Raw genomic sequence first — 21,750 nt, 5'->3', positions numbered from 1 at the left:
GGATCGACCGGGCGATTGTAGGAAGCATGGTGTCGCGCCCCGGTTGCGAGCAGCCCCCCGTTACCATTCCCTCATGCAAATCACCCTTGAGTACTGCGTCGCTTGAAGCTATCGGGACCGTGCCGTGCGCATGGTCGATGCCCTTCTCAGCGAGTTCGAGCAACAGATCACCGACCTGATCATGGTTCCCTCCAGGGGAGGCGTGTTCGAGGTGACCGTCGACGGTGAGCTGATCTACTCGAAGAAGGAGACCGGGGAGCACACCACCCCCGAGGCCATCCTCGAGATGTTGAGGGAGCGAGGATGAACGACCTCGAATCGCGTGTCGGTGAGGAGATCGGCGTCGGCGACTGGCTGGAGGTGACCCAGGAGCGCGTCGACGCCTTCGCCGACGTCACGGATGATCACCAGTGGATCCACCAGGCCGGCGAGGCGGCCGAATCCGGGCCGTTCGGTGGGCCGATCGCCCATGGATTCCTGACGCTCTCGCTGCTCACCCCGCTCACCCGCGACGTGACGCGCTCCCTCGGGGAGGGAGCGCGGATGGCAGTCAACTACGGGCTGGACAAGGTGCGGTTCATCACCCCGGTGCGGGTGGGTTCGCGCATCAGGGGCAGGGTCGTGCTTCTCGAGGCGACCCCCATCGAGGGGGGCGTGCAGCTCAAAAACCAGGTCACGATCGAGATCGAAGGTGCGGAGCGTCCCGCGGCCGTTGTGGAGAGCCTGGTCAGGCTCTACCACTGAGCCTCGGCGACGAGCTCACTGAGTCGGTTCGTTCCAGGCGACTGCCTCCGGCGTCGGGCCGGCGAACGATCCCCCCACGTACGTCGCCTGGACCTCTGCCTGCCTGAGATCGTCGGGGGTGGCCAGCAGCGGGTCGAGGGGGAGCACGGTGAAGGTCGCCGGGGCGCCCGGCTCCAGGGCGGCCGACTCGCCGATCGCCGCAGCCGACCCCCCGGTGAACATCGCCCAGGCCGAAGCGGCGTCGAGGCCCTGCTCGGGGACGATCCCGCAGCGGTCCCGCGCCGCAGCCACCCCGTACAGCGGGTGCGGCGGCTCCACCGGGCAGTCCGATCCGCCGGCCAGTGGGGCGCCGGACTCGAGCAGCGAGCGGAACGGATAGGTGAGGGCCAGCCGGTCGCTGCCCACCCGCTTCTCCAACCAGGTCGTCTCCGACGCAAGGAAGGCCGGCTGGACGGACGCCGTCACCTGGAGGCGGCCGAACCGGGCCACGTCGGCCTCGGTCAGGACCGAAGCGTGTTCGACACGCAGCAGCCCGGGGTCGGCTCCCTCGGCGATCAGCGTCTCCATCACGTCGAGCACACCCGAGTTGGCGCGGTCGCCGATGGCATGGATGGCGACACCGCCGCCGAGCCGCAGGGCGAGCCGGGACATTGTGAGGCACCAGGCCGGATCCAGCCGGTCGGTGCCCCTCTCCTTGGGCCGGTCGGCGAACCCGTGATGCATCGCCGCCGTGTGCCCGCCGAGGCTTCCGTCGGCGAACACCTTCAGGCCTCCGAAGCGAAGGCGACCGCCTGCGGCGTGGAGGCGTGTGGCGGCCGACTCCAGCTGCTCGGCGGTGGCGGCGGAGACGAACACGGTCATCGTGATCGGTATGCGCGATGCCGCCTCCAACAACAGGTCGAGCTCCGATTCGGCGGCGCCCCAGCATCCGGCCTCGGTGGACACGATCGCCCCGACCCCGGTGAGGCCGGTCGAGGCGAGGCCGGCGGCGCCGGCGATCAGGTCGTCGGGCTCGATCGGAGGGGCAAGCGGCTCCACGGCGGCGATCGCCAGGTCGACGGCGGTCTCCCTCAGGATACCGGTGGGCGCCCTGTTCTCGCCTCGGTCGATCGAACCGCCAACCGGCTCGGACGTGTCCATGCCGATCCCGGCGATCTCCAGCGTGGCGGTGTTCGCCACTGCGATGTGGCCGCAGTAGCGGATGAGGAGCACCGGCCGGTCGGGGACGGTGGCGTCGAGCATGGTCCGGTCGGGCAGCCTGCCCTCGGCCAGTGACTCGTCGTCGAGGCGCAGGGCGATGAGGGCGGTGCCTGCGGGGAGGACCTTTGCAGCGGCGCGGAGCCTGGCAGAGAGGTCTCCGAAGTCGGAGGCCGACTTGAGCGAGATGCGGCGCAGCGCACCGGCGTGTCCCACCGGGTGCAGGTGGGCGTCTCGCAACCCGGGAGCGATGGTGCCGCCGGGGTGGCGGACCTCGATCAGGCCGGGTCGACGGAGCGCGGCAGCGCTGCCGATGGCGACGATTCGTCCCGCCTCGACGAGGACGGCATCCGTTCCCGGCTCGAAGCCGAGGACGGTGTCAGCGGTCACCAGGCGGGCGGTCATCGACTCTCCGAGATCAGGTCGCGCAGGAGGGGTGCGATCGCCGGCGATCCGGCCACGAAGGCGAGATGGCTCGGCTCCGACCCGAACCCGATCACCGAGCCCCCGGCCTCGGTCACCAACAGGAATCCGGCGGCGACATCCCACGGCGATAGCCGGAACTCCCAGTGGGCGTCGAGCAGGCCGGCGGCCACCCAGGCCAGGTCGAGGGCGGCGGCCCCTGCCCTGCGCAGACCCTGGGTGCGTCGCAGGACCGACTCCACGTGGCGGGCGTACTCGCCGGGCCGCTCGTGGCGGTCGTAGGGGAACCCGGTCGAAACCAGTGCCCGGTCGAGCTCGGTGCACCCGGACACCCGGATCGGCTCACCGTCTCGGGTGGCTCCGCCGCCGCGTTCGGCGAGGAACTCCTCGTCTCGGAAGACGTCCCGCACCACGCCCAGCAGGGTGCCGCTCTCGTCCTCGAGAGCGATCGACACCGCCACGTGAGGTATGCCGTGGAGGAAGTTGACGGTTCCGTCGAGCGGGTCGACCACCCAGCGCCGTCCACCCCCGCCGTTTCCCCCGCCCTCCTCGGCCAGGATCGAGTCGTCGGGACGATGGCGCGAGATCATCGCCACGATCGCCTCCTCGGCCGCACGGTCGGCGGCGGTCACCGGGTCGACCTCTCCCTTGAAGCGGGTCGCCTTCGCCCTGGTGCCCCAATCCCGGATGATGCCTGCCGCGACCGCGGAAGCCCCTCTTGCCAGCGCCAGGTCGTCCATCGGGCCAGGGTAGGCAGGCCCGGGAGCCGGCTCTGGGCCGTCATCGGCTTGAGCCACTCCACAACTACCCTCGCTCCCGGCATGCGTCAGGTAGTCGCGGTGCTGATCTCGGCACTGCTCATGTGGATGTCTTTTCCCCCCCTCGACTGGGGGTTTCTGGTGTTCGTGGCACCCGCCCCGTTCCTGTGGGCGCTTCGCCGCGTCGAGACCGCCCGGGAAGCGGGCTGGCTGGGGTTCCTGTTCGGGTTCGTCTTCTACGGGTCGCTGCTCTCCTGGATCTTCGTGCTCGGTGCGGTCGCATGGCTCCCCCTGACGATCGTCATGAGCCTGTGGGCCACCGGTTACGGCCTGCTCATGTACCTGGCACGCGGATGGTCGGTGTGGCGATGGTGGGCGGCGGCGGTGGGCGGCTGGGCGTTGTGGGAACTGCTCCGTGACCGCTGGCCGCTCGGTGGGTTCCCCTGGGGCTCCCTCGGGTACCCGGTGGGAACCCTGGCGTGGCCGCGCGGTGCGGCCCAGTGGATCGGGGCCTCCGGGTGGTCGGTCCTCGTGATCGCAGCCGCCGCCGGGTTGGTCCTCACCTTCGACGACGAGCACGATCGACGGCCTCTCGAGCTGGCTGCGGGCGCCATCGTGCTGCTCACCGTGCTCGGCGCCTTCTTCGCCCCCGATGCCTCCGGCCCGGCGGTGCGGGTGGCCCTGGTTCAGGGGAACTCGCCGTGTCCCCGGGTTCATTGCGCCGACGAGAAGGTCCGCATCTTCTCCAGCCACATGGCACTCACCTCGATCATCGAGACCAGCGGCGCCGATCTGGTCGTGTGGGGGGAGGACTCCTTCGGAGGCGACTCCAACCCGACCTTCAACGCCGCCGTGCGCAGCTCGATGGCCGGCCAGGCTCAGCGAATCGGAGCCGCCCTCCTGGCGGGTGGGACCCGCCCCAGCAATCCGGGGACCTTCGACAACTACAACGTCGTGTTCGGCCCCGACGGCGTCATCGTCGACGAGTACCTGAAGCGTCACCCGGTTCCGTTCGGTGAGTTCGTTCCGTTCCGGCGCATCTTCGAGTTCATCCCGCAGCTGGACCAGGTGCCCAACGACATGAACCGGGGCAGTGAGGCGACCGCCTTCCCGCTCACCGTGGACGGTGGGTCGGGGCTCTTCGGGTCGGTGATCTCCTTCGAGGGCGCATTCGCCCGTTACATGCGGGCGACGGTCAACGCCGGGGCCCAACTGATGGTGGTGGCGACCAACGAGGGATCTTTCGGAGCCGGCTCCGCCTCCGATCAGCTCCTGGGGATGGTGAGGATGTCGGCCGCCTCCCTCGGCGTCGACGTGGTACATGTCGCCGTGACCGGAAAGTCGGCAATCGTGCGCGCCGACGGGTCGATCCCTCGCACCACGGAACTGTTCACGGAGGATCTGCTCCAGGGTGTGGTCAATCTCCAGACCTCGCGGCGCACCGTGTACGCCGCTGCCGGGGACTGGCTGCAGCTGGGCGTGATCGCCGCCGCCATCTGGGTTGCGGTCACATCGGTTGGGGGGGTGTCGCGGGAATTTCGCATCCGGGCGGGTCGCCGCCGCTGATGCGGGAATAGTGCAACTGCTTCAGTGGTTTAGTACTAACGAATTCCCGCGAGAGGAGTTAGCGTGCAGGAGACCATGCGAGCGACCTCGGCGGGCCGCGCCCGTCGCCGGCCCCGGACCTTCGGGGTGGACCGGGTGTGTGCACATGCCGATTGCGACACCAAGCTCAGCCGGTACAACTCGGCCACCCACTGCTTCACCCACGCTCCCGCCAAGTTCCGTCGGCTGCGTGGCGAGTTCACCTCGGAGTATCTGACACGACAGTCATGACCGAACCTTCTTCCGTGTCGCCGGGGGGCCTCACCCTGCAGCAGTGTGCGGGTACGTTGGGCGTGCATTACATGACGGTGTACAAGTACGTGCGCACCGGCCGGCTGCCGGCCACCAAGGTCGGTTCCCGGTGGATCGTCCGGCACTCCGACCTGGCCCGGCTCCACCCTCCCGCCGGGTCGCCAACCGGCACACACGCCGCCCCATGGTCAGAGCGTCTCGAGGATCGTCTGCTGGCGGGCGACCGACCGGGGTCATGGGGTGTCGTCGAGAGCGCCCTGGCCTCGGGCCTCGACCCGGTTCGTTTCTACGTGGACGTCCTGGCCCCCGCCCTGCGCCGGATAGGTGATGGATGGGCGAGAGGTGACTTCTCCGTCGCCGAGGAGCATCGGGCCAGCGTCGTCGCCGGCAGCCTCATGGGAAGGTTGGGACCAAGGTTCAACCGTCCAGGCCGCAAGCGGGGCAAGGTCGTCATCGGCACTCCGCCAGGGGAGCAACACGCCCTGGCCGTGGGCATGGCCGCCGACTTGTTGCGCGCCGCCGGATGGGAGGTCGTCGATCTCGGAGCCGACCTCCCCGTGGACGAGTTCGTGAGGGCCGCAAAGCAGGCGGCTCCGATCGATGCGGTGGCGGTGAGCGTCACTGCGTCGACTTCACTGGGCAACGCACGGTCGCTGGTGTCCGAGCTGCGCCGCGCCGGGGTCGGTCCGATCGTCGTCGGCGGAGGTCTGGTCGATGCCGCAGTTGCAGCCGAGCTCGGTGGCGATGCCTGGGCCGGCGACGCCGAATCGGGAATCGCCACACTGGAGGCACTGCTCAGGGAGTGATCCTGGTGCCGGCTGTGCCGGCGAGGGTGTCTCCGAAGGCGGCGACACTGGTGATCACGGCGTCTCGACCCGTGGTCTCGGCGAAGTCGGCCGCCGCCTCCACCTTTGGCCCCATCGACCCGGGTGGGAACTCGCCTTCGGCGAGCAGTCGCCGCGCTTCCGCCGCCGCGGCCCGACGCAGCACGGCCTGACGCTCGGTGCCGAAACCCGTGTAGACGTTGTCCACCTCGGTCAGGATCAGCAGGCCGCACGCATCCATGGACCGCGCGATGAGGGCTGCGGTGCGATCCTTGTCGATCACCCCCTCGACGCCTCGAAGCTCGCCCGAGTGCCTGGCGACGGGAATCCCTCCTCCCCCTCCGGCGATGACGACCGCGCCTGCCTCGGCCAGCGCCCGAATCGATGGCGTCTCGACCACCTCGATGGGCGGTGGGGACGGCACGACCCGGCGAAGTCCCCGGCCGGGGACGTCCACCATCGTCCAGCCCCTCACCGCAGCCACCGATGCGCCATGGCCTGCCGGATAGAACGGGCCCACCGGCTTGGTGGGTTGGGCCATCGCCGGATGGTCGGGGTCCACGACCACCTGGGTGACCACCGTCACCACCGGCCTGGGCGCACCCACCCTGGACAGGGCGTTGAGCAGGGCACGCTCGAGCAGGTAGCCGATTCCCCCCTGGGTCTCGGCGACCAGCACGTCGAGCGGTGATGGGGGGGCCTCGGTGGCTGCCGCCTCGTTGCGGATCAACGCCTCTCCGACCTGCGGGCCGTTCCCGTGGACGAGCACCAGGCCGGCGTCCGGGGAGAGCAGCTGCAGCACCACTTCGGCGAATGCGGCGGCGTTGCGCGCCGCAGCACCTGGCTCCTCGCCACCGGGGAGCAGGGCGTTGCCTCCGAAGGCGACGACCGGGGGCCCCCCGGCGCCATCCCACAGGGTGATCACGCCCGCCGCTCGTACTCGGTGAGCGCCTCGTCGATGACGTCGATCGCCATGTCCAGTTCGTCGAGCGTCACCGAGAGCGGCGGGATGAACCGGATCACGTTGCCGTACGGGCCGCAGTCGAGGATGAGCAGCCGGCGATCGCGCGCGTGCTGTGCCAGGAAGGCGAAGGCGTCCGGGTCGGGCTCGTTCCCCTGCTTGACCAGCTCGATCCCGATCATCAGGCCCAGCCCGCGGACGTCGCCGATCGTGGGATGGCGCCCTTGCAGCTCGCCGAATCGGGAGAAGGCGTGATCGGAGAGGGCCTGGGTGCCCGGGATCAACCCGGCGAGCACGTCCATGTTGGCAGCGGCGGCGGCACAGGCCACCGGGTTGCCACCGAACGTCGTGCCGTGCGACCCGGGTGGCCAGGCGTCGAGCAGCTCGGCGCGGGCGCCCACCGCCGAAAGCGGCAGCCCGTTGGCGATCGCCTTCCCCATCACCAGGACGTCGGGTTCGACCCCGTAGTGCTCGGAGGCGAACCATCGGGCGGTGCGGCCGAACCCGGTCTGGATCTCGTCGAGCACCAGGAGGATCCCGTGCTCGTCGGCGAGGTCCCGGAGCCGCTGCATGAAGCGCTGCGGAGCCGGGTAGTAGCCGCCCTCCCCCTGCACCGGCTCCACCAGGAAGGCGGCGACCTCACCCGGGGTGATCTCGTGGGCCAGTTTCAGTTCGAGCTCGAGGATGGCGTGGTCGGTGGCCTCCTCCTCGGACATTCCCCAGTGGAACGGGTGGGGGAACGGGGTCACGAACACCGATGGGAGGAGCGGGTGGTATCCCTGGCGGTACTTGGCCTTGGAGGTGGTGTAGGTGACCGAGCCCATGGTGCGCCCGTGGAACGCCCCGCGGAAGGTGACGATGCCCTGACGTCCGGTCACCTTGCGCGCCATCTTCATCGCCGCCTCCACCGCCTCGGCGCCGGAGTTCATGAAGAAGATCCGCTCGATCGACGGTGGGGTGATGGCCACCACCTTTTCGGCGGCGGTCACCAGGGAGTCGTAGCGGAAGGCGCCTCCGGCGTGCCACAGCCGATCGAGCTGGTCGCGGGCGGCGGCCACCACCGCGGGATGGTTGTGGCCGGAGTTGACCACCGAGATGCCGCAGGCGAAGTCGAGGTATCGCTCCCCCTCGACATCGGTCACCCAGGATCCCGACGCCGAGACGATCTCGATGTCTGAGTCCCAGGTGATCACCGGGGCGTATACGGCTTCATGTCGCTGGACGAGGCTGCTGCTCATGGACGGTCGCTCCTTACGAAGAATGGTCGAAGAGGACGGGACGGTGAGCGACCGTCAGGGTGCAGCGAACAGATGCCGTCTGCTGTCGCGGGGGGTGACTCCCTGCATCCTGGAATAATGGCACGCGCGGCGGCGCTTCGGGCCGGAAACGGCCTGGGGCCACCGCGACATCCGCCATGGGGAGAGCCTGTATGCCCACGTTTGACGTCGTCTCACTCGTCGACCTTCAAGAGGTGCGTAACGCCGTAGACCAGGCGGGTCGCGAGACCGCCACCCGTTACGACTTCAAGGACACCGGCACCCGGTTCACGCTCGGCGACGACGCCGTGACCGTCGAATCGGCCACCGAGGATCGGTTGCGAGCGGCCGACGAGGTCCTCAAGGAGAAGCTGATCCGTCGCAAGGTGTCGCTCAAGGCCGTCGCCTGGGGTGACCCGAGTCCGATCGGCGGAGGCCGCTACCGGGCGGTCCACACCCTCAACAAGGGCCTCGACATGGAGGCGGCGCGTGAGCTGGTGAAGCGGATCCGCGAGGTGAACTCGAAGATTCAGGCACAGATCAACGGCGACCTGGTTCGGGTGTCCGGGAAGAAGAGGGACGACCTCCAGGAGGTGATCGCCCAGTTGCGGGAACTCGACTTTCGGCTGCCTCTGCAGTTCGTCAACTTCCGGGACTGACCGGGTGACGGTTTCGTATCCTTTGCAGCCGGGTCGGTCGTGTTGATCGAGGCCACGACCCTGGTGCTCCCAGCACGGTTCAACGGCCCTCCCGGGTCGGCCAACGGTGGGTACGCTTGCGGCGAGATCGCTGCGCTCGTCGGTGACGGCGCCGAGGTCACACTCCGCCTCCCACCGCCCCTCGACACACCAATTCGGGTGGAGACGGTCGAAGGGGTCACCGGGGTGTACGACGGCGATCGACTGGTGGCCGAGGCGAGGGTGGTGGATTGGGACCTCGAGGTGCCGCCACCCCCGACCATGGACGAGGCCGCAGACGCCTCGTCGCGCTACGCCGGGTTCGACCACCACGAGTTCGCCACGTGCTTCGCCTGCGGCACCGACCGGGACGACGGTCTGCACCTGTGGACGGGATGGGTGGAGGGCCGCCAGATGGTGGCCTCACCGTGGATCGCCCCTGAAGACGCCCCCTTGGTGGATGGCTCGCTGGCCCCCGGGATCGTGTGGGCGGCACTCGACTGTCCCGGAGCCTGGGTCACGGCGCGCGACCTGGTGACCACACCTGTGGTCCTGGGAAGGATGGCGGCGCGAGTGATGGTTCCCCTGGCGCCGGATCGCCCATACCTGTCCTACGCATGGCGGCTCGGTGAGGATGGCCGCAAGTCGTACGCCGGGACCGCCATCGCCGACGAGGAAGGCAACGTCCTCGCCTACGCACGGCAGACCTGGATCACTGTCGCACGCTGAAGTCGACACCGGGTGGGGTGGTGCTGTTAGCGGTCACCCCTATCGGGGAGGTCAGGGGTCCCGAGGCACTCGATCTTTGACGCTTTCCGGGGTGCCCACGTCCGACGGTCGGGTGTAGCGTCCGCCCATGACGTCAGAAGGTCGCTGTTCTGTTTGCGGATCAAGGACGGGTGGAGAGTTCATTTGTTTCCGCTGTATGTTGCTCTTGGAGGTCGTACGCGAGACCGCGGAATACCCTGACGGTCCGCCGGCTCAGGATCCCTTCGAGCAAGCCAAGGTCTTCTCGACAGTCGACTGGATCATGGTTGGGGGTCCCCACGGCGATGGCATCGTTGGCTTCAGTCCGAAGACGGCAGAAACTGGCTCCAAGCTCGTTGGTCGTTTCCTTCCTATGTACGAAACGTACGAGGTGCTTTCCCGCGAGATTGCAGTCGCCGTGGCGGGCGGTGAGCCCGACATCGGCGCTGTCCACGAGGCGCTCGACGATCTGTTGACGAACAGTGGGGCGGGGTGGGCCGCTTGGTGGTCGTCGTCGATCGCCGATCATGCGCTCCAAATGAACGTCAGCGGCGGGCAGCCGCAGTACGCCGCAGCGGTTGGATGGGCGATCGCTGAGAAGTTGTTGCCGTCATGGGCGCTTGACTCTCTGAGGAGTTGGTTCAACCAGAAGCCCGCGAAAGAGAAGGACGGGTCCCAACCTGCGACCACGCGCCCCAATGCCGATCAACATCCTTTCACCAACAATGGACATACGCCTGCGTCATATGTTTCGGGAATAGATGGCTCGACCATGTGGGGGTGTAGTGAGTGCGGAATACCGCGCATCGGCGCCGGAGACTTCCAGTGGAATGAGTATCCCTGCTTCGGAACGCCCTGCACCATCTGCGGCAGAACTTCTAATGAAAGCGACCTCCTAGAGCAGGAACACGGCGTCAAATTGCACAGCGGCATCCAGTTGCGACGCTGATTACACCGCTCTCACGCGGGCATTTGGACGCACTCTTGACCGGACCTTGAAACTGACGTGGCGCGCCTCGTCGAACAGCACGGATCACTGCCCTCCCAAGGCGGCGTTAGTGGTCCCGACCCGACCGCCCGTCAGCCATCGTTGTCTGACCGGATAGGCACGAGGTGAAATCGAATGACAGTGAAGTCTTGACAGGAGTCCCGAGGGGCCGCGTGCTCTTCTGCTCGGGTGCGTGTACCCCGGAGGGCACGAAAGCGGCGCCCCTTACGGTTCGGAATCAGTGGGTCTAAACAGGTAGTTGTGTTGACGCCGAACTCCGGCCAAGCCGCTGGTGTCGGTGAACTTCGAAAGCAGAGACTCTGCCTCCTCGGTGCTGTTCGGGAGGGTGCTTGGTTGCACGTAGATCCCTCGGAAGCGGAGACGGTGGTCGACTTCAAAGGCATCCAACCCGAGCCCGTCAAGGTCGCCGCGAACCTCTGCACGCACACGCACCTCGGTGCCCCTCTGCTCCAGAATCCAGATCTCACTGCTGTCGTACCGATGGTGGTCGAAGAAGTAGACGCTGGCCTCGATTGGCTCGTCAAATCGGCTACTACTGGCGTGGTTGCCCGCCAAGCTCCGCCAAGAGCATTTGTCGAAGGGCACCCAATCGACTGTCAGACTCGGCTCTGTCGTGCCGTAGTCACGACGAATCGGCTTGTACTGAACCGTAAAGGTCCAAGTGAGCCGTGGGCTGTATCCGACGGTTCGGTTCGCGAACAGGACTCCGGACCACTCACCACCGACCGGCTCGAACTCGTTTCGGTGGGGAGTGTCGTCCGCGGCGTCCATGCACACAGAATGGCACCGCGACATCCCGAATGCACCCATACGAAACAGATCCGGCACTCTGAAGGGTGGGCGATCTCGCCGAGAACCACTCGACGACACCAAGTGTTTGGGTCAGGACTCTCGGCGGTCACCCTAGGAAGACTGGGTGCGCGACGGCGCCCGAAGCTCGAAATGGATCGCGGCGAAGTCCTGACAGGGGTCCCGAGGGGCTCGATCTCACCCTGCTAGGCCGGGAGGTCGAGGATGAGTCCGATCATCTCCCGGATCTGAGAGAGAACGATAGGTCCGACGTTCCCGGTGACCTGTTCGACGCGATCTGGTGAGACCGCCCGGATGTGTTGGCATTGAGCGGCCGAGACCCGGTCCAACCCGTTCTGATCATCGGGTTCGATAGAGACCTCAGAACCGAATCCCCGCGATACCGACGTGAGGGGCACGATGTGAACCACGCTGGGCGAGGCATCGAGTATCCGCTGTGCCGTCACGACGACGGCAGGATGCCGGAAGCCTGCTTCGCGACCACTCGGGCTTCCGAGATCGAGCCCGACGACGTCACCCGAGGTCGGCATCGAGCCACCGGGTCTCTTGCGGCGTGAGGGATGCCCTCAACTCCTTGCCGATCTGTTCCTGACGGAGGCGACGTACCGCCAGGGCGACGGTGTCGCCGACAGTGGTTCCCAGCTCGGACGCAAGGCGTTTGAGCTCCTCGTGAGTGGCGGTATCGATCCGGACGCTCGTGCTCTGCATGCAACACAGCATACGGGCGTGCATGCGCTACATCAAGGGGTCGACGCCACCGTCGAGCCTGAGCGCTGCCCCACGTGATGCGACGGCCAACTCGACCCCTTCGTCCCGGCAGCGATGCCCAACTGGAAGGCGATGCTAGGAAGGTTTCTACAGGGGTCCCGAAGCGATCCTGACGGTCCTCGTCCCCCGGGTGGCGCGTCGACGTGATGGGTCGAGCCCCGTAAGAGTGCGCGGTCGAGGATACGGCTCGGGGATCCGGCCGGCAGCGCCGAGAGCTGGTGCACAACCAGGTCCTTATCTGATAATCTGATTGCATGCCAGATATCACCGCAACCGATGCGGCACGTCGATTCTCCGACCTGCTGGATGGGGTTGAGCACCGCGGCGAGCACTACACGATTGTCCGTCGCGGCAAGGCGGTGGCACACCTGGAAGCCATCTCCAGCGGTCGGGGTGCGAAGGTGAAGTCGATCCTGCGTCGGCACTCTCCGGACGCGGCCTGGCCGAACGATCTTGCACGGGTCAGAGGACTGCTGGAGATCGAAGAGCGGGGATGAGCCTGCTCCTGACCGACACGACCTTTCTCGTCGACGTCGAGCGCGGCGACGTCGACCTCGACGGAATCATCGGCGACGATGACGACTTGGCTATCGCGGCGGTCACCGTCGCTGAACTGCTCGTGGGCGTCCGGCTCGCGTCGGGTAAGCGGCGGGCGGCGCGATCTGCCTTCGTCGACGAGATCATCGAGTCGATCCCGATCATCGCCTACGATCGTCGCGTCGCCGTCGAGCACGCCGAGCTGCTCGTCTTCGTGCGCCAATCGGGCCGTCCTCGAGGCGCCCACGATCTTCTCATCGCCGCCACTGCTCGAGCCACCAATCGGACAGTGATCACAGCGGACCCGGAGGCATTCACCGATCTTCCCGGAGTCGTCATGAGCAGCCATCGATGACCAAGGTGCCACTGACGGTGGGATGAGACGCGGTTCGGCGCGGGATAGCCGGGCGGGAGGATCTCGAGCTCAGGATTCGATCACAAGGGTGAAACCCGGCCGGGCCCAGCCTTGAGATGGGGTCCCGCGGGATCCGACCCCATCCGGCATCCCGTTGCGGCGACTGTGTGGTTGTTCCGGGTCCCAGTGCGAGGTACCTTACTTGTGAGAAGGAGTAAGGAGACACGCCCGATGGATGCAGCCGCAAGAGTGACTTCGAAGGGTCAGATCACGATCCCGAAGGCCGTTCGGGAAGCCCTTGGCATCGCCGAAGGTGACGAGGTCGTGTTCCGGGTCGAGCAGCACCGCGCCGTACTTGCTCGGACTCCGAACCTGCTCGATCTCGCCGGCGCCGTCGACGTGCCTGCAAGTCGTCGCGGTGCTGCCTGGGACGAGGTCCGCGCTCATACCCGGCGCGCTCGGGCGGACCGGTGACGGCCTTCGTCGACACCAACGTCATCGTCCGACACCTGACCGGCGATCCTCCCGACCTGGCCGCCCGGGCCAAGGCGTTCCTGGCATCTTCGGGCGAACTACTGCTCGCGGATGTGATCGTGGCCGAGACCGTCAATGTGCTCGAGTCGTTCTACGAGGTGCAACGGGCCGATCTGGCACAGCTGATCCGCGCCGTCATCGCCTTTCCGGCAATGCGCACGCTCGATCCGGCCCTGCTGCTTCGATCGATCGAGATCTACGAGGTGCACGGTGTCGATTTCGCTGAGGCCTACCTCGCTGCGTCTGCGGAGGTGACCGGAGTCGCACAAGTCGCCTCGTTCGATCGTGCACTCGACCGGGTGCCGTCGATCAAGCGTATCGAGCCCTGATCTTCCGTCTCCGACCCAACTGGAGGTCGGGAGGTTTCTGCATGGGCCCGGCGGAGTCCCTGAGCTCTACACAACCTCGGAGTGCCGTGACCCCGGGGGATCCAGCTCAACCGTATCACGCGTGATACGGTACCGGCATGTCGGAAGTCTCGATCCGGGAGCTACGCAACCACGGGGGCGACGTGGTCGACCGCGCGGCCAAGGGCGAGCGGCTCACCATCACCCGCGCCGGGAAGGCCGTCGCCGAGCTGCGGCCGCTGGGTCGGGAGCCGATCCCGCTCGATGTGCTCGTCGCCCGCCGCCGGCGACTTCCACCCGTCGACCCCGACCAGTTGCGTCACGACCTCGACCGGGTCCTCGATCTTGCTCTCTGATCGATGACCCGCGGGATCCTCGATACCAGCACGCTCATCCTGCTTGGTCGGATCCCGGATACCGGTACGCTCCCCGGAGAACCTCTAATAACGACGATCACCCTTGCCGAACTCTCGGTGGGGCCACTCGTGGCCTCGAACGACGAGGAGCGGTCTGCCCGTCAGGCCCACCTCCAACAAGCCGAAGCCGACTTCGATCCACTCCCCTTCGACGCTGCTGCAGCGCGCAGCTTCGGCCGTGTGGCCGCCGGGCTGCACCACGCCGGGCGCACACCTACGGCACGTGCCTACGACGCCATGATCGCCGCCATCGCCATCTCCATGAACCTGCCCATTCACACCTGCAACCCCCGAGACTTCAGCGGGATCGAGGATCTCACGGTTGTGGCCGTCCCCCACCCGGACCACTGAGGGGACACGGTCTGGGTCACCCGCCTCTTCGTCTTCGATCTCGATGGCACCCAGGCCGATCAGTCGGGACCGAAGTGATCGCATTCGGTGGGCGGTGTTTCGGCATCGCATCCCGATGTGCTTCGGCCGGGGAACATTGCCGGTCGATCCTGGGGCAGTCTTGCTGGGGCTCGGCGTCCGGCGTCATGTCACTCGGCCATGGTGGGTCTCCGGCACAGGACCCGGCGAGGTCTGGGTGCCGGGGGGATCCTTGCCTTTCCGCGAGGTGGCTTCCCGCCCTCAGAGGATCTCGCTGAGGAGTCGAGGGGGAGAGGTCTGAGAGTGCTCTCGGGCGCTCCAGACCGCCCAAGCACCCTTCCAGGGGGCAGAGGCTAGGGCTCCGGCCCGAGCAGGACCCGTCCTGGCGTCCCAGGTCACGAGCCGCGTGAGACGGCCCCCGCCTAAGGCGGGGGCCTCTCGACGACAAGTTCATCACACGGGAACCTCGTCGGCCGGTCGTGCCGGGTGGCGGACTCGGGACGATGCCGAGTACCGCGCCACCCTCTCAAGTGATCCAGCGGCATGATCGAAACCGCGGACGTCACGCCCACGGTTCGACCAGCGCACTCTCGACCAGGTTGAGTCAAGGCTGAGGGCTACCAACCACGGTGGTGGGCGTGATTCGCTCGGGGAGGAAACCCGCCTCCTGTTCACCAATCGAGACAAAGCCGATCCCGGGAAGGATGTGACCGATTAGAACACCGCCCTCGCGGTCGAGCACCGGCCATGTCTCATCGGCTGGCGGCGGGCCGGTGAAGGCACCCTCGCCGACCTCGGTGAGCGGCGGGAACATGTAGTCGCGGTGGACGACGCCGGCGATCGCGGTCGATGTCCGGTTCCACACCGGGAGAAACTCGGGCAACCGGTCGTAGATCACGAGGCCGGTGTCGGGGTCGATCCAATCGGGGTATGAGTCAGCCCCGGTCCCGGGCGGCACGGCTGGGGTGGCCGCCTGGGAAGTGAGCACCCCTACGACCAGCCCTGTCAGGGTGACTCCGAGCACGATCGCATGGATCGCCGAGCGCCGAGCGCCCCTTGAGATAGATCGCATCTGCGCCTCCTAGAAGTTGTGTGCGTAGCCGTAAACCCTCGATGAGTAGTACCAGGTGCCCCCGACGTTCCGTGCGTTGTCCGATCCAACGTAGAAGCTGCCGCTCCCGGAGCAGAGAACCGAACCCACTCCGAAATACGTGCTGGAGGAAACCGGTGACGGGTTCGCGGCCCAGCCAGTGGTGCCGCACCACGCGCCGTTCTTGTACATGTTGGCGCGGACTTGGAGGCTCCCGGTGGGGTTTGTGTACGCGCTGAGACATGGAGTTCCGTACGCTCTCTGCCACGACCTCGCATCTCTGGTGTCAGCAATCTCCGGCCTGTTGAGGGAGCACCAGCCACCGGGTTGATTCCATTGGACGGTCGGTCCAGTGAGTGTGTGGCCGAGTGCGATGCCGATGGACAAGAACGGGGCCAGTAGAAGGCCGAAGAGCATCGCCGCCGCGGGGCGCGACATCTTTCGGCTGGCGAGGCGCCAATGCGAGTAACGGGGATTGCGACACCCGTACCCGTTGATGTCGCCTGACATGTGGCGCCTCCTCGATCGGCGAGTGAGGGGCGCATCCCAAGCGTCGGACTCTTCCCCGTACCTGGCGTCGCCCGGATGCGCACCTGAAGTTCCACCGGACTCACCAACCGGCCGAATCGTATCACCGAGCAATCGCCCTGTCTAGCAGATTATTGCAGACCAGTGTCGTGTCTGCGGCAAGGGTTGTTGGGAGGGGGTGCCATGAGGCAGGTGTGATGTGACTGACCGCCGCGAACTCCCGCCAGAACTCCCGAAGCACCCCGCACCTCTCCGCACGCTTGGGGCTTCCCGCCCTCAGAGGATCTCGCTGAGGAACGCCCGGGTGCGGTCGCTGGTCGGGTTGGCAAAGATCTCCCTCGGGTCACCGTCCTCGACGATCACCCCGTCGTCCATGAAGATGAGACGGGTTCCCACCTCCCGGGCGAACCCCATCTCGTGGGTGACCACGACCATCGTCATCCCCTCGGAGGCGAGTCCCTTCATGACGCCCAGCACCTCGCCCACCAGCTCCGGGTCGAGTGCCGAGGTGACCTCGTCGAAGAGCATTGCCCGGGGGAGCATGGCCAGGGACCTGGCGATGGCAACCCGCTGCTGCTGGCCTCCCGAGAGCTGCGAGGGGTAGGAGTCGGCCTTCTCCGCCAAGCCCACATGTTCGAGCTGTTCCCGGGCGCGGGCCTCGGCCGCATCCTTGGAGAGCCGCAGGACCTTGAGGGGGGCCAGCATCACGTTGCTCAACGCGGTGAGGTGGGGGAAGAGGTTGAACTGCTGGAACACCATCCCCATGTGGGTGCGGATGTCGTTCAGGTCGGTGCGGATGTCGGTGAGCTCCACCTCCTCGAAGTAGACCCGGCCCTCGGTGGGCTCTTCGAGCATGTTGATGGTGCGAAGCAGCGTGGACTTGCCCGACCCGGAGGGACCGATGACCGCCACCACCTCCCCCGGGGTGATCTCGAGGTCGATGCCGCGCAGAACGTGGTTGTCTCCGAACCACTTGTGGATGCCGTCCAGCCGGATCAGGTTGTCGTTGGTGCTCATCCGCTCATCCGATCACGCTGGTCAGGCCGGAACGCAGGCGTCGTTCGACGGTGGTGACGATCCGGATCATGGGCAGGGTGATGATCAGGTACCCGGCGGCGGCACCCAGCCAGGCGGTGGCGTCGAAGGTCGACGAGTAGATGTCGCGGCCGATGCCGAGGAGCTCCTTCTGGGCGACGGTGAGCCCCAGTACCGACACCAGGGAGGTGTCCTTGATGAGGATCACGAACTCGTTGAGCAGCGGGGGGATGACCCGGCGAATCGCCTGGGGGACCACGACGTACCGCATCGACTGGGCGTAGGTGAGCCCGAGGGTACGGGCCGCCTCGATCTGGCCTCGCTCCAGCGACTGGATGCCGGCCCGGTACACCTCCGCCGAGTACGCCGCAAGGTTGAGCCCGAGGACCAGGATGGCGATCGAGTACATGGAGAGGTCGAGCCGGAGGGCAGGCACCAGGCCGATCCCGGCGAAGGAGATCTGCCAGATCAGAGGGGTGCCCCGGAAGAAGTTGATGTAGATCCTCGCCGGGGCGCGCACCACCGATCGTTTGGACATGGTGAACAGGGCGAGGACGAGGCCGAGCCCGAAGCCGAGGGCGGCGCCCGCCGCCGAGAGCACCAGGGTGTTCTGGGCGCCCTTGATGAAGGAGGGCACATGGGCGAGGCGCATCAGGCCCCAGAGTGCCCCTCCGGTCGCTCCGGTGACGGCAGCGATCACCACCGGTCGTCGCCCGAGCCTCTTCCATGCTGAGTAGGCGGCGGTCAGGCCCCCGAGGATCGCCGCCCACAGCGCCGACAGCCCGATGATCGAGCCCCATTCGGCGATGACCGTGTCCCACGCCAGACCCGCCTTCTGTCCGATCAGGGCGAAGTTGAGGAAGTTGCGGGCGAAGCGGTCGACGTCGGTCCCCCGAAACCAGAGGAGGCCGCCGGCGAGGAACACCGCCTGGATCGACAGCACCCCGGCGGCGATCATCGCCTCGCGCGCCGACCTCGTCGGCATGCGCCGGTGGGCGGCGAAGCCGATGACGGCGACGAGCAGACCGGCGACGACCGTGATCCGCGAGACCATGCCCAGTCCCGCCGACTTGAGGCCCTCGGCCAGGGGGTCGGACGGCGAGCACTCGAGGCGGGTGGCATCCGGCGGGCAGGTCTGCGTCCAGCCATGGGCGGTCAGCACGGCAATGGAGCCGATGAGGAAGAAGGCGAGCACCGCGATCGAGGCGGCGAGCACGAGACGCGACCACGGGGTCTGGTGGCGCAGGTGGTAACGCCAACCCCTGTCGGGGGGCGCCAATCTCTCCACCGTGGCCGCCACCTTCGGTCCTTCCCGGTCGCCGTGTCCGGGGCAGACTACGGCACGCTCCCGGCGGTCGCACACCGGCGGCCTCCTGCACCCGCCGGGACACTCCCGGATACCCTGACGGTGATGGTTCGGGACACACTGCTCCGCAAGCTGCGAGATCGGCGGGAACGCTGGCACCGGGTCCTCGGCGAACTTGGCCTCTCGATCGCCGAAGACGGCGATCTGGGAAGGGTCGTCGGCGGTGGGTGGACCCTGGCCGACCACCTGGTTCACATCGCCGCCTGGGAGAGGCGGTACGCCCGCGTCGTGTCGCGTGCCCCTCGGCTCGCGTACCCGTCGGGTTGGCAGGCCTTCAACGACGCGGTGTACGCCGAGTGGAAGGACGCCTCGCCGTCACGGGTGCGGTCGGAGTACGAAGGTGCCCACGACGAGCTGCTGGCCGCCATCGGCGCCCTGCCACCCGAAGGCGATCCCGAGCGACCCACCCTCCTCGGCGGTCGAGACATGGGCGAGCTGGTGTTCCACTACCGGGCACATGCCTCGATGCTGCTGGAGGACGCCGGGCTTCCCAAGCCGCCACCCTGGCGGGGCCGGGTCGTCGACTAGGGGAAGGCCTCCCTTCAGCCCCGGGCCAGTTCGCCCTGGATCTCCTCGGGGAGCGGGAACCAGCGCAGCTTTTCGAACTCCGGACCGCCATCGAAGTGCGTCACGCCGTCGATCGGGGCCGCATCCTCCATGATGCGCCGCGCCTCCTGCAGGTACTCCGCCATGGCCTCGGTTCCGGCGGTGCGCCTCGTGTCCGGGTGGACCAGCCCCTCAGGGGTGAAGCGCAGATCGTCGAGGCTCAGTGGCGGCCGTTCCGGCGCCGCCCGGTGCCGCCACAGCGCCGTGGCCGGATCGAACGCGTACTGGGGGAGGAGCCGCCAGCCGAGGTCGGCCACCAGGTGCACCGCCGCCAGGATGAACTCGAAGGTGTCCTCCCCGATGAAGTAGTTGAAGTTGACCCGCACCCAGCCCGGCTTGATCACCTCGCAGCCGCGGGCGATCACTCCCTCGAACTCCTCGCTGGTCTCGAGGTCTATTCCGAGGAGACGATGGCCGTACGGCCCGGCACACGAGCATCCGCCCCGACCCTGGATACCGAAGAGGTCGTTGAGCACGGCGACGACGAAGTTGTGATGCAGGCGCCGCTCGCCATGTGTCACCACGAAGGACACGATCGAGAGGCGATCGGCATCCGGGTTCCCGAGGATGCCGATGTTCGGGTTCTGCGACCAGGAGGCGATCGCCCTTCTGATGAACGACTCCTCCCGCTCCCTGATGGCCTCGGTGCCAACCGCCTCCTTGAGGGCGAACACCACCCCACACCTGATGGCACCCACGATGTTGGGCGTGCCCGCCTCCTCCCGATGTTCGATGTCGTCCAGGTACCGATGGTGATCGGGGTTGACGAAGGCCACGGTGCCGCCACCGGGGACCGCCGGGACGCGGTTGGCGAACAGCTCCTTGCGGGCCACCAGGAGGCCCGGGGTGCCCGGCCCGCCGATCATCTTGTGCGGGCTGATGAACACGGCGTCCTTGTAGGAGAGTGGGTCGTCGGGGTCGACCGGACCCATCGAGACGTCCACATACGGTGCGGCTGCGGCGCAGTCCCAGAACGAGAGCGCCCCGTGGCGATGGAGCAGCGAGGACACCGCCGCGGTGTCGGTTGTGATCCCGGTGACGTTGGACGCCGCCGAGAAGGAGCCGATCCGCAGCAGCCGGTCGGAGTGGGCGACCAGCGCCTCCTCGAGGCCGGCGAGATCGACGTGCCCGTCGGCGTCCTCCGGTATCACCACCACGTCGGCCAGCGATTCGCGCCACGGGAGCTCATTGGAGTGGTGCTCGAAGGGGCCGATGAACACGACAGGGCGGTCTTTGGTGGGGATGTGACCGGCGAGGCCGTGCCGCTCGTCGAGCTCGGCGGGGAGCCGGATGCCGAGGATGCGGACCATCAGGTCGATCGCCCCGGTGGAGCCGTTGCCGGTGAACACCACGGCGTGCTCCGGCCCGGCGCCCAGGCAGCGCCGAACGATCCGGCGAGCGTCCTCCCGCAGCCGGGTCGTCTGCAGCCCGGTGCCCGACGACTCGGTGTGGGTGTTGGCGTAGAGGGGGAGCACCTGATCCCGGATGAAGTCCTCGATGAACTCCAGGGACCGGCCCGAAGCCGTGTAGTCGGCGTAGGTGACCCGGCGCGGGCCGAACGGCCCCGCCACGACGTCGTCGCGGCCGATCACCGATTGCCGGATGAGGTCGAGCAGGTCGGGCACGACGCGAGGGTACGCCTCTGCGGTGGTGAACGCCCGTCCGCTCAGAGCAGGATGACGGCGATCGCCACCACCGCCACCGCCACCGCCACGGCGACCCGGCGCGTCGTGGCGCCCGGACCGGAGATGGGGAGGCGGTCCCACCCCGAGGCGATGAGGGCGCCGGCCAGCAACCCGCCCAGGTGGGCCTCCCAGGCGACGTTGGGGACGATCGCCGGAATCAGCAGGTTGATGGCGAGCAGCATCGTCAGCTGGGAGAAGACGGCCCGTCCGGCCGGAGTGTGCCGCTGCCGGTAGGTGGATGCGAGCAGGGCCCCCATCAGCCCGAAGATGGCCCCCGAAGCGCCGACGGCGAACGCCTCCCTACCCACCAGGTGGTAGACGGCGCTGCCGCCCAGCCCGGAGGCGAGGTACATCGCCCCGAACGCCGCCGAGCCGAAGCGGATCTCGAGGGCAGGACCGAACAGGTAGAGCGCCCACATGTTGAACAACACGTGGGTGAGACTGCCGTGCAGGAACACGGCGGTGAGAGCGCGCCACCACTCCCCGGAGTCGATGAGGGCCGGGTGCTGGGCGCCCTCGGCGAACATCCGGCGGCCCAGTTCGGGGTCGATCTGTCCCAGCAGGTAGATGGCGGCGTTGACTGCGATCAGGCCAAAGGCGACCGGCGCCGCCCGCCGGCCCCGCATCTGGGCGGCGGTCACGACGCGATGCCTCCCCTCGGGGGCGGCACACTCTGGGCACTTCTGTCCCACCGCCGAGTCGCGCGAGCATTCGACGCAGATCGGTCTTCCACAGGACGAGCAGGAGAGCCTGGTGGCGCGATCTGGGTGGCGGTAGCAGGTGGCGGGCGGGGTGGCGGTCACCGGCGGAACCCTAACGGGCAGCGCGCGGCGACACGACCTTCCCCGGCG

Annotated in this window: 27 protein-coding genes; 15 read left to right on the top strand and 12 right to left on the bottom strand. The window is 67.6% G+C overall.

The window, feature by feature from the left end; all coding sequences use genetic code 11:
• The first annotated feature begins 130 nt into the window (after nucleotides 1–130).
• Nucleotides 131–307 carry an Rdx family protein gene (locus tag QY307_06550; GenBank protein ID WKZ83769.1) on the top strand — a complete coding sequence of 59 codons (177 nt, stop codon included), beginning with the start codon at nucleotides 131–133 and terminating at the stop codon, nucleotides 305–307.
• Entirely contained in the window at nucleotides 304–744 is a 441-nt protein-coding gene (locus QY307_06545) for a MaoC family dehydratase (GenBank protein WKZ81761.1), read from the top strand. The genes QY307_06550 and QY307_06545 overlap by 4 nt, the downstream gene beginning before the upstream one ends.
• A 15-nt stretch (nucleotides 745–759) precedes the next feature.
• On the opposite strand, the gene QY307_06540 is transcribed toward QY307_06545, so the two are convergent.
• Complete coding sequence (locus tag QY307_06540; protein WKZ81760.1) at nucleotides 760–2,346, bottom strand: amidohydrolase; 1,587 nt, start codon at nucleotides 2,344–2,346, stop codon at nucleotides 760–762.
• Nucleotides 2,343–3,104, bottom strand: a complete 762-nt coding sequence (locus QY307_06535; GenBank protein ID WKZ81759.1) for an inositol monophosphatase family protein — start codon at nucleotides 3,102–3,104, stop codon at nucleotides 2,343–2,345. Before QY307_06535 ends, QY307_06540 begins: the two co-directional genes overlap by 4 nt.
• Before the next feature lie 81 nt (nucleotides 3,105–3,185).
• On the opposite strand from QY307_06535, the gene lnt reads away from it, so the two are divergent.
• The 3 genes from lnt to QY307_06520 all read left to right on the top strand — a co-directional run bounded on the left by lnt (nucleotide 3,186) and on the right by QY307_06520 (nucleotide 5,785).
• Nucleotides 3,186–4,688 (top strand): apolipoprotein N-acyltransferase, encoded by a 1,503-nt coding sequence (gene lnt, locus QY307_06530; GenBank protein WKZ81758.1) that lies wholly within the window; start codon nucleotides 3,186–3,188, stop codon nucleotides 4,686–4,688.
• A gap of 63 nt (nucleotides 4,689–4,751) precedes the next feature.
• Complete coding sequence (locus QY307_06525) at nucleotides 4,752–4,958, top strand: hypothetical protein (protein WKZ81757.1); 207 nt, start codon at nucleotides 4,752–4,754, stop codon at nucleotides 4,956–4,958.
• Complete coding sequence (locus QY307_06520) at nucleotides 4,955–5,785, top strand: cobalamin-dependent protein (GenBank protein ID WKZ81756.1); 831 nt, start codon at nucleotides 4,955–4,957, stop codon at nucleotides 5,783–5,785. The genes QY307_06525 and QY307_06520 overlap by 4 nt, the downstream gene beginning before the upstream one ends.
• Here QY307_06520 and QY307_06515 read toward each other — a convergent pair.
• Nucleotides 5,775–6,728: a carbamate kinase gene (locus QY307_06515; protein WKZ81755.1), complete on the bottom strand. Its 954-nt coding sequence runs from the start codon at nucleotides 6,726–6,728 to the stop codon at nucleotides 5,775–5,777. The two genes, QY307_06520 and QY307_06515, sit on opposite strands and share 11 nt — an antisense overlap.
• Nucleotides 6,725–8,002, bottom strand: coding sequence for an aminotransferase class III-fold pyridoxal phosphate-dependent enzyme (locus QY307_06510; GenBank protein WKZ81754.1), 1,278 nt, complete (start codon nucleotides 8,000–8,002; stop codon nucleotides 6,725–6,727). The genes QY307_06515 and QY307_06510 overlap by 4 nt, the downstream gene beginning before the upstream one ends.
• 191 nt (nucleotides 8,003–8,193) lie before the next feature.
• Here QY307_06510 and QY307_06505 point away from each other — a divergent pair, with 191 nt between their 5' ends.
• The 3 genes from QY307_06505 (at nucleotide 8,194) to QY307_06495 (ending at nucleotide 10,393) form a co-directional block, all read left to right on the top strand.
• The gene (locus tag QY307_06505; GenBank protein ID WKZ81753.1) at nucleotides 8,194–8,679 is read left to right on the top strand and encodes a YajQ family cyclic di-GMP-binding protein; all 486 of its coding nucleotides are present in this window, start codon (nucleotides 8,194–8,196) and stop codon (nucleotides 8,677–8,679) included.
• 39 nt (nucleotides 8,680–8,718) lie between these two features.
• The gene (locus tag QY307_06500) at nucleotides 8,719–9,426 is read left to right on the top strand and encodes a hypothetical protein (GenBank protein ID WKZ81752.1); all 708 of its coding nucleotides are present in this window, start codon (nucleotides 8,719–8,721) and stop codon (nucleotides 9,424–9,426) included.
• A gap of 127 nt (nucleotides 9,427–9,553) precedes the next feature.
• On the top strand, nucleotides 9,554–10,393 hold the full coding sequence (locus tag QY307_06495; protein WKZ81751.1) for a hypothetical protein: 840 nt from the start codon (nucleotides 9,554–9,556) through the stop codon (nucleotides 10,391–10,393).
• A gap of 264 nt (nucleotides 10,394–10,657) precedes the next feature.
• Here the strand turns inward: QY307_06495 and QY307_06490 are convergent, their stop codons facing one another.
• From QY307_06490 to QY307_06480, 3 genes are all read right to left on the bottom strand, one after another.
• Nucleotides 10,658–11,224: a hypothetical protein gene (locus tag QY307_06490; GenBank protein WKZ81750.1), complete on the bottom strand. Its 567-nt coding sequence runs from the start codon at nucleotides 11,222–11,224 to the stop codon at nucleotides 10,658–10,660.
• 224 nt (nucleotides 11,225–11,448) lie between these two features.
• The gene (locus tag QY307_06485) at nucleotides 11,449–11,793 is read right to left on the bottom strand and encodes a type II toxin-antitoxin system PemK/MazF family toxin (GenBank protein ID WKZ81749.1); all 345 of its coding nucleotides are present in this window, start codon (nucleotides 11,791–11,793) and stop codon (nucleotides 11,449–11,451) included.
• On the bottom strand, nucleotides 11,777–11,971 hold the full coding sequence (locus QY307_06480; GenBank protein ID WKZ81748.1) for a hypothetical protein: 195 nt from the start codon (nucleotides 11,969–11,971) through the stop codon (nucleotides 11,777–11,779). Before QY307_06480 ends, QY307_06485 begins: the two co-directional genes overlap by 17 nt.
• Before the next feature lie 314 nt (nucleotides 11,972–12,285).
• On the opposite strand from QY307_06480, the gene QY307_06475 reads away from it, so the two are divergent.
• The 6 genes from QY307_06475 (at nucleotide 12,286) to QY307_06450 (ending at nucleotide 14,571) form a co-directional block, all read left to right on the top strand.
• Entirely contained in the window at nucleotides 12,286–12,528 is a 243-nt protein-coding gene (locus QY307_06475) for a type II toxin-antitoxin system prevent-host-death family antitoxin (protein ID WKZ81747.1), read from the top strand.
• Entirely contained in the window at nucleotides 12,525–12,923 is a 399-nt protein-coding gene (locus tag QY307_06470; protein ID WKZ81746.1) for a PIN domain-containing protein, read from the top strand. The genes QY307_06475 and QY307_06470 overlap by 4 nt, the downstream gene beginning before the upstream one ends.
• A 231-nt stretch (nucleotides 12,924–13,154) precedes the next feature.
• Nucleotides 13,155–13,397: a type II toxin-antitoxin system PrlF family antitoxin gene (locus QY307_06465; protein ID WKZ81745.1), complete on the top strand. Its 243-nt coding sequence runs from the start codon at nucleotides 13,155–13,157 to the stop codon at nucleotides 13,395–13,397.
• Nucleotides 13,394–13,786 (top strand): PIN domain-containing protein, encoded by a 393-nt coding sequence (locus tag QY307_06460; protein ID WKZ81744.1) that lies wholly within the window; start codon nucleotides 13,394–13,396, stop codon nucleotides 13,784–13,786. Before QY307_06465 ends, QY307_06460 begins: the two co-directional genes overlap by 4 nt.
• A gap of 137 nt (nucleotides 13,787–13,923) precedes the next feature.
• Nucleotides 13,924–14,160, top strand: coding sequence for a type II toxin-antitoxin system prevent-host-death family antitoxin (locus tag QY307_06455; protein ID WKZ81743.1), 237 nt, complete (start codon nucleotides 13,924–13,926; stop codon nucleotides 14,158–14,160).
• A gap of 3 nt (nucleotides 14,161–14,163) precedes the next feature.
• Nucleotides 14,164–14,571 carry a type II toxin-antitoxin system VapC family toxin gene (locus QY307_06450; protein WKZ81742.1) on the top strand — a complete coding sequence of 136 codons (408 nt, stop codon included), beginning with the start codon at nucleotides 14,164–14,166 and terminating at the stop codon, nucleotides 14,569–14,571.
• 622 nt (nucleotides 14,572–15,193) lie between these two features.
• Here the strand turns inward: QY307_06450 and QY307_06445 are convergent.
• The 3 genes from QY307_06445 to QY307_06435 form a co-directional block, all read right to left on the bottom strand.
• The gene (locus tag QY307_06445) at nucleotides 15,194–15,661 is read right to left on the bottom strand and encodes a hypothetical protein (protein WKZ81741.1); all 468 of its coding nucleotides are present in this window, start codon (nucleotides 15,659–15,661) and stop codon (nucleotides 15,194–15,196) included.
• Nucleotides 15,662–16,483: 822 nt separating this feature from the next.
• The gene (locus QY307_06440; protein WKZ81740.1) at nucleotides 16,484–17,224 is read right to left on the bottom strand and encodes an amino acid ABC transporter ATP-binding protein; all 741 of its coding nucleotides are present in this window, start codon (nucleotides 17,222–17,224) and stop codon (nucleotides 16,484–16,486) included.
• A 4-nt stretch (nucleotides 17,225–17,228) separates the two neighbouring features.
• Entirely contained in the window at nucleotides 17,229–18,542 is a 1,314-nt protein-coding gene (locus QY307_06435; GenBank protein ID WKZ81739.1) for an amino acid ABC transporter permease, read from the bottom strand.
• Between the two features lie 111 nt (nucleotides 18,543–18,653).
• On the opposite strand from QY307_06435, the gene QY307_06430 reads away from it, so the two are divergent.
• The gene (locus QY307_06430) at nucleotides 18,654–19,136 is read left to right on the top strand and encodes a maleylpyruvate isomerase N-terminal domain-containing protein (GenBank protein ID WKZ81738.1); all 483 of its coding nucleotides are present in this window, start codon (nucleotides 18,654–18,656) and stop codon (nucleotides 19,134–19,136) included.
• Nucleotides 19,137–19,150: 14 nt separating this feature from the next.
• Here QY307_06430 and QY307_06425 read toward each other — a convergent pair whose 3' ends face one another.
• Both QY307_06425 and QY307_06420 read right to left on the bottom strand, forming a co-directional pair.
• Nucleotides 19,151–20,839 carry an aminotransferase class V-fold PLP-dependent enzyme gene (locus tag QY307_06425; GenBank protein ID WKZ81737.1) on the bottom strand — a complete coding sequence of 563 codons (1,689 nt, stop codon included), beginning with the start codon at nucleotides 20,837–20,839 and terminating at the stop codon, nucleotides 19,151–19,153.
• Nucleotides 20,840–20,880: 41 nt separating this feature from the next.
• On the bottom strand, nucleotides 20,881–21,702 hold the full coding sequence (locus tag QY307_06420) for a rhomboid family intramembrane serine protease (protein WKZ81736.1): 822 nt from the start codon (nucleotides 21,700–21,702) through the stop codon (nucleotides 20,881–20,883).
• Nucleotides 21,703–21,750: the final 48 nt, after the last annotated feature.

It is taken from the genome of Acidimicrobiia bacterium, assembly GCA_030584185.1.
Taxonomy (GTDB): Bacteria; Actinomycetota; Acidimicrobiia; order Spongiisociales; family UBA11373.
The sequence above is the reverse complement of the archived record's forward strand: the minus strand, read 5'-3'. Positions and strand labels throughout refer to the sequence as shown.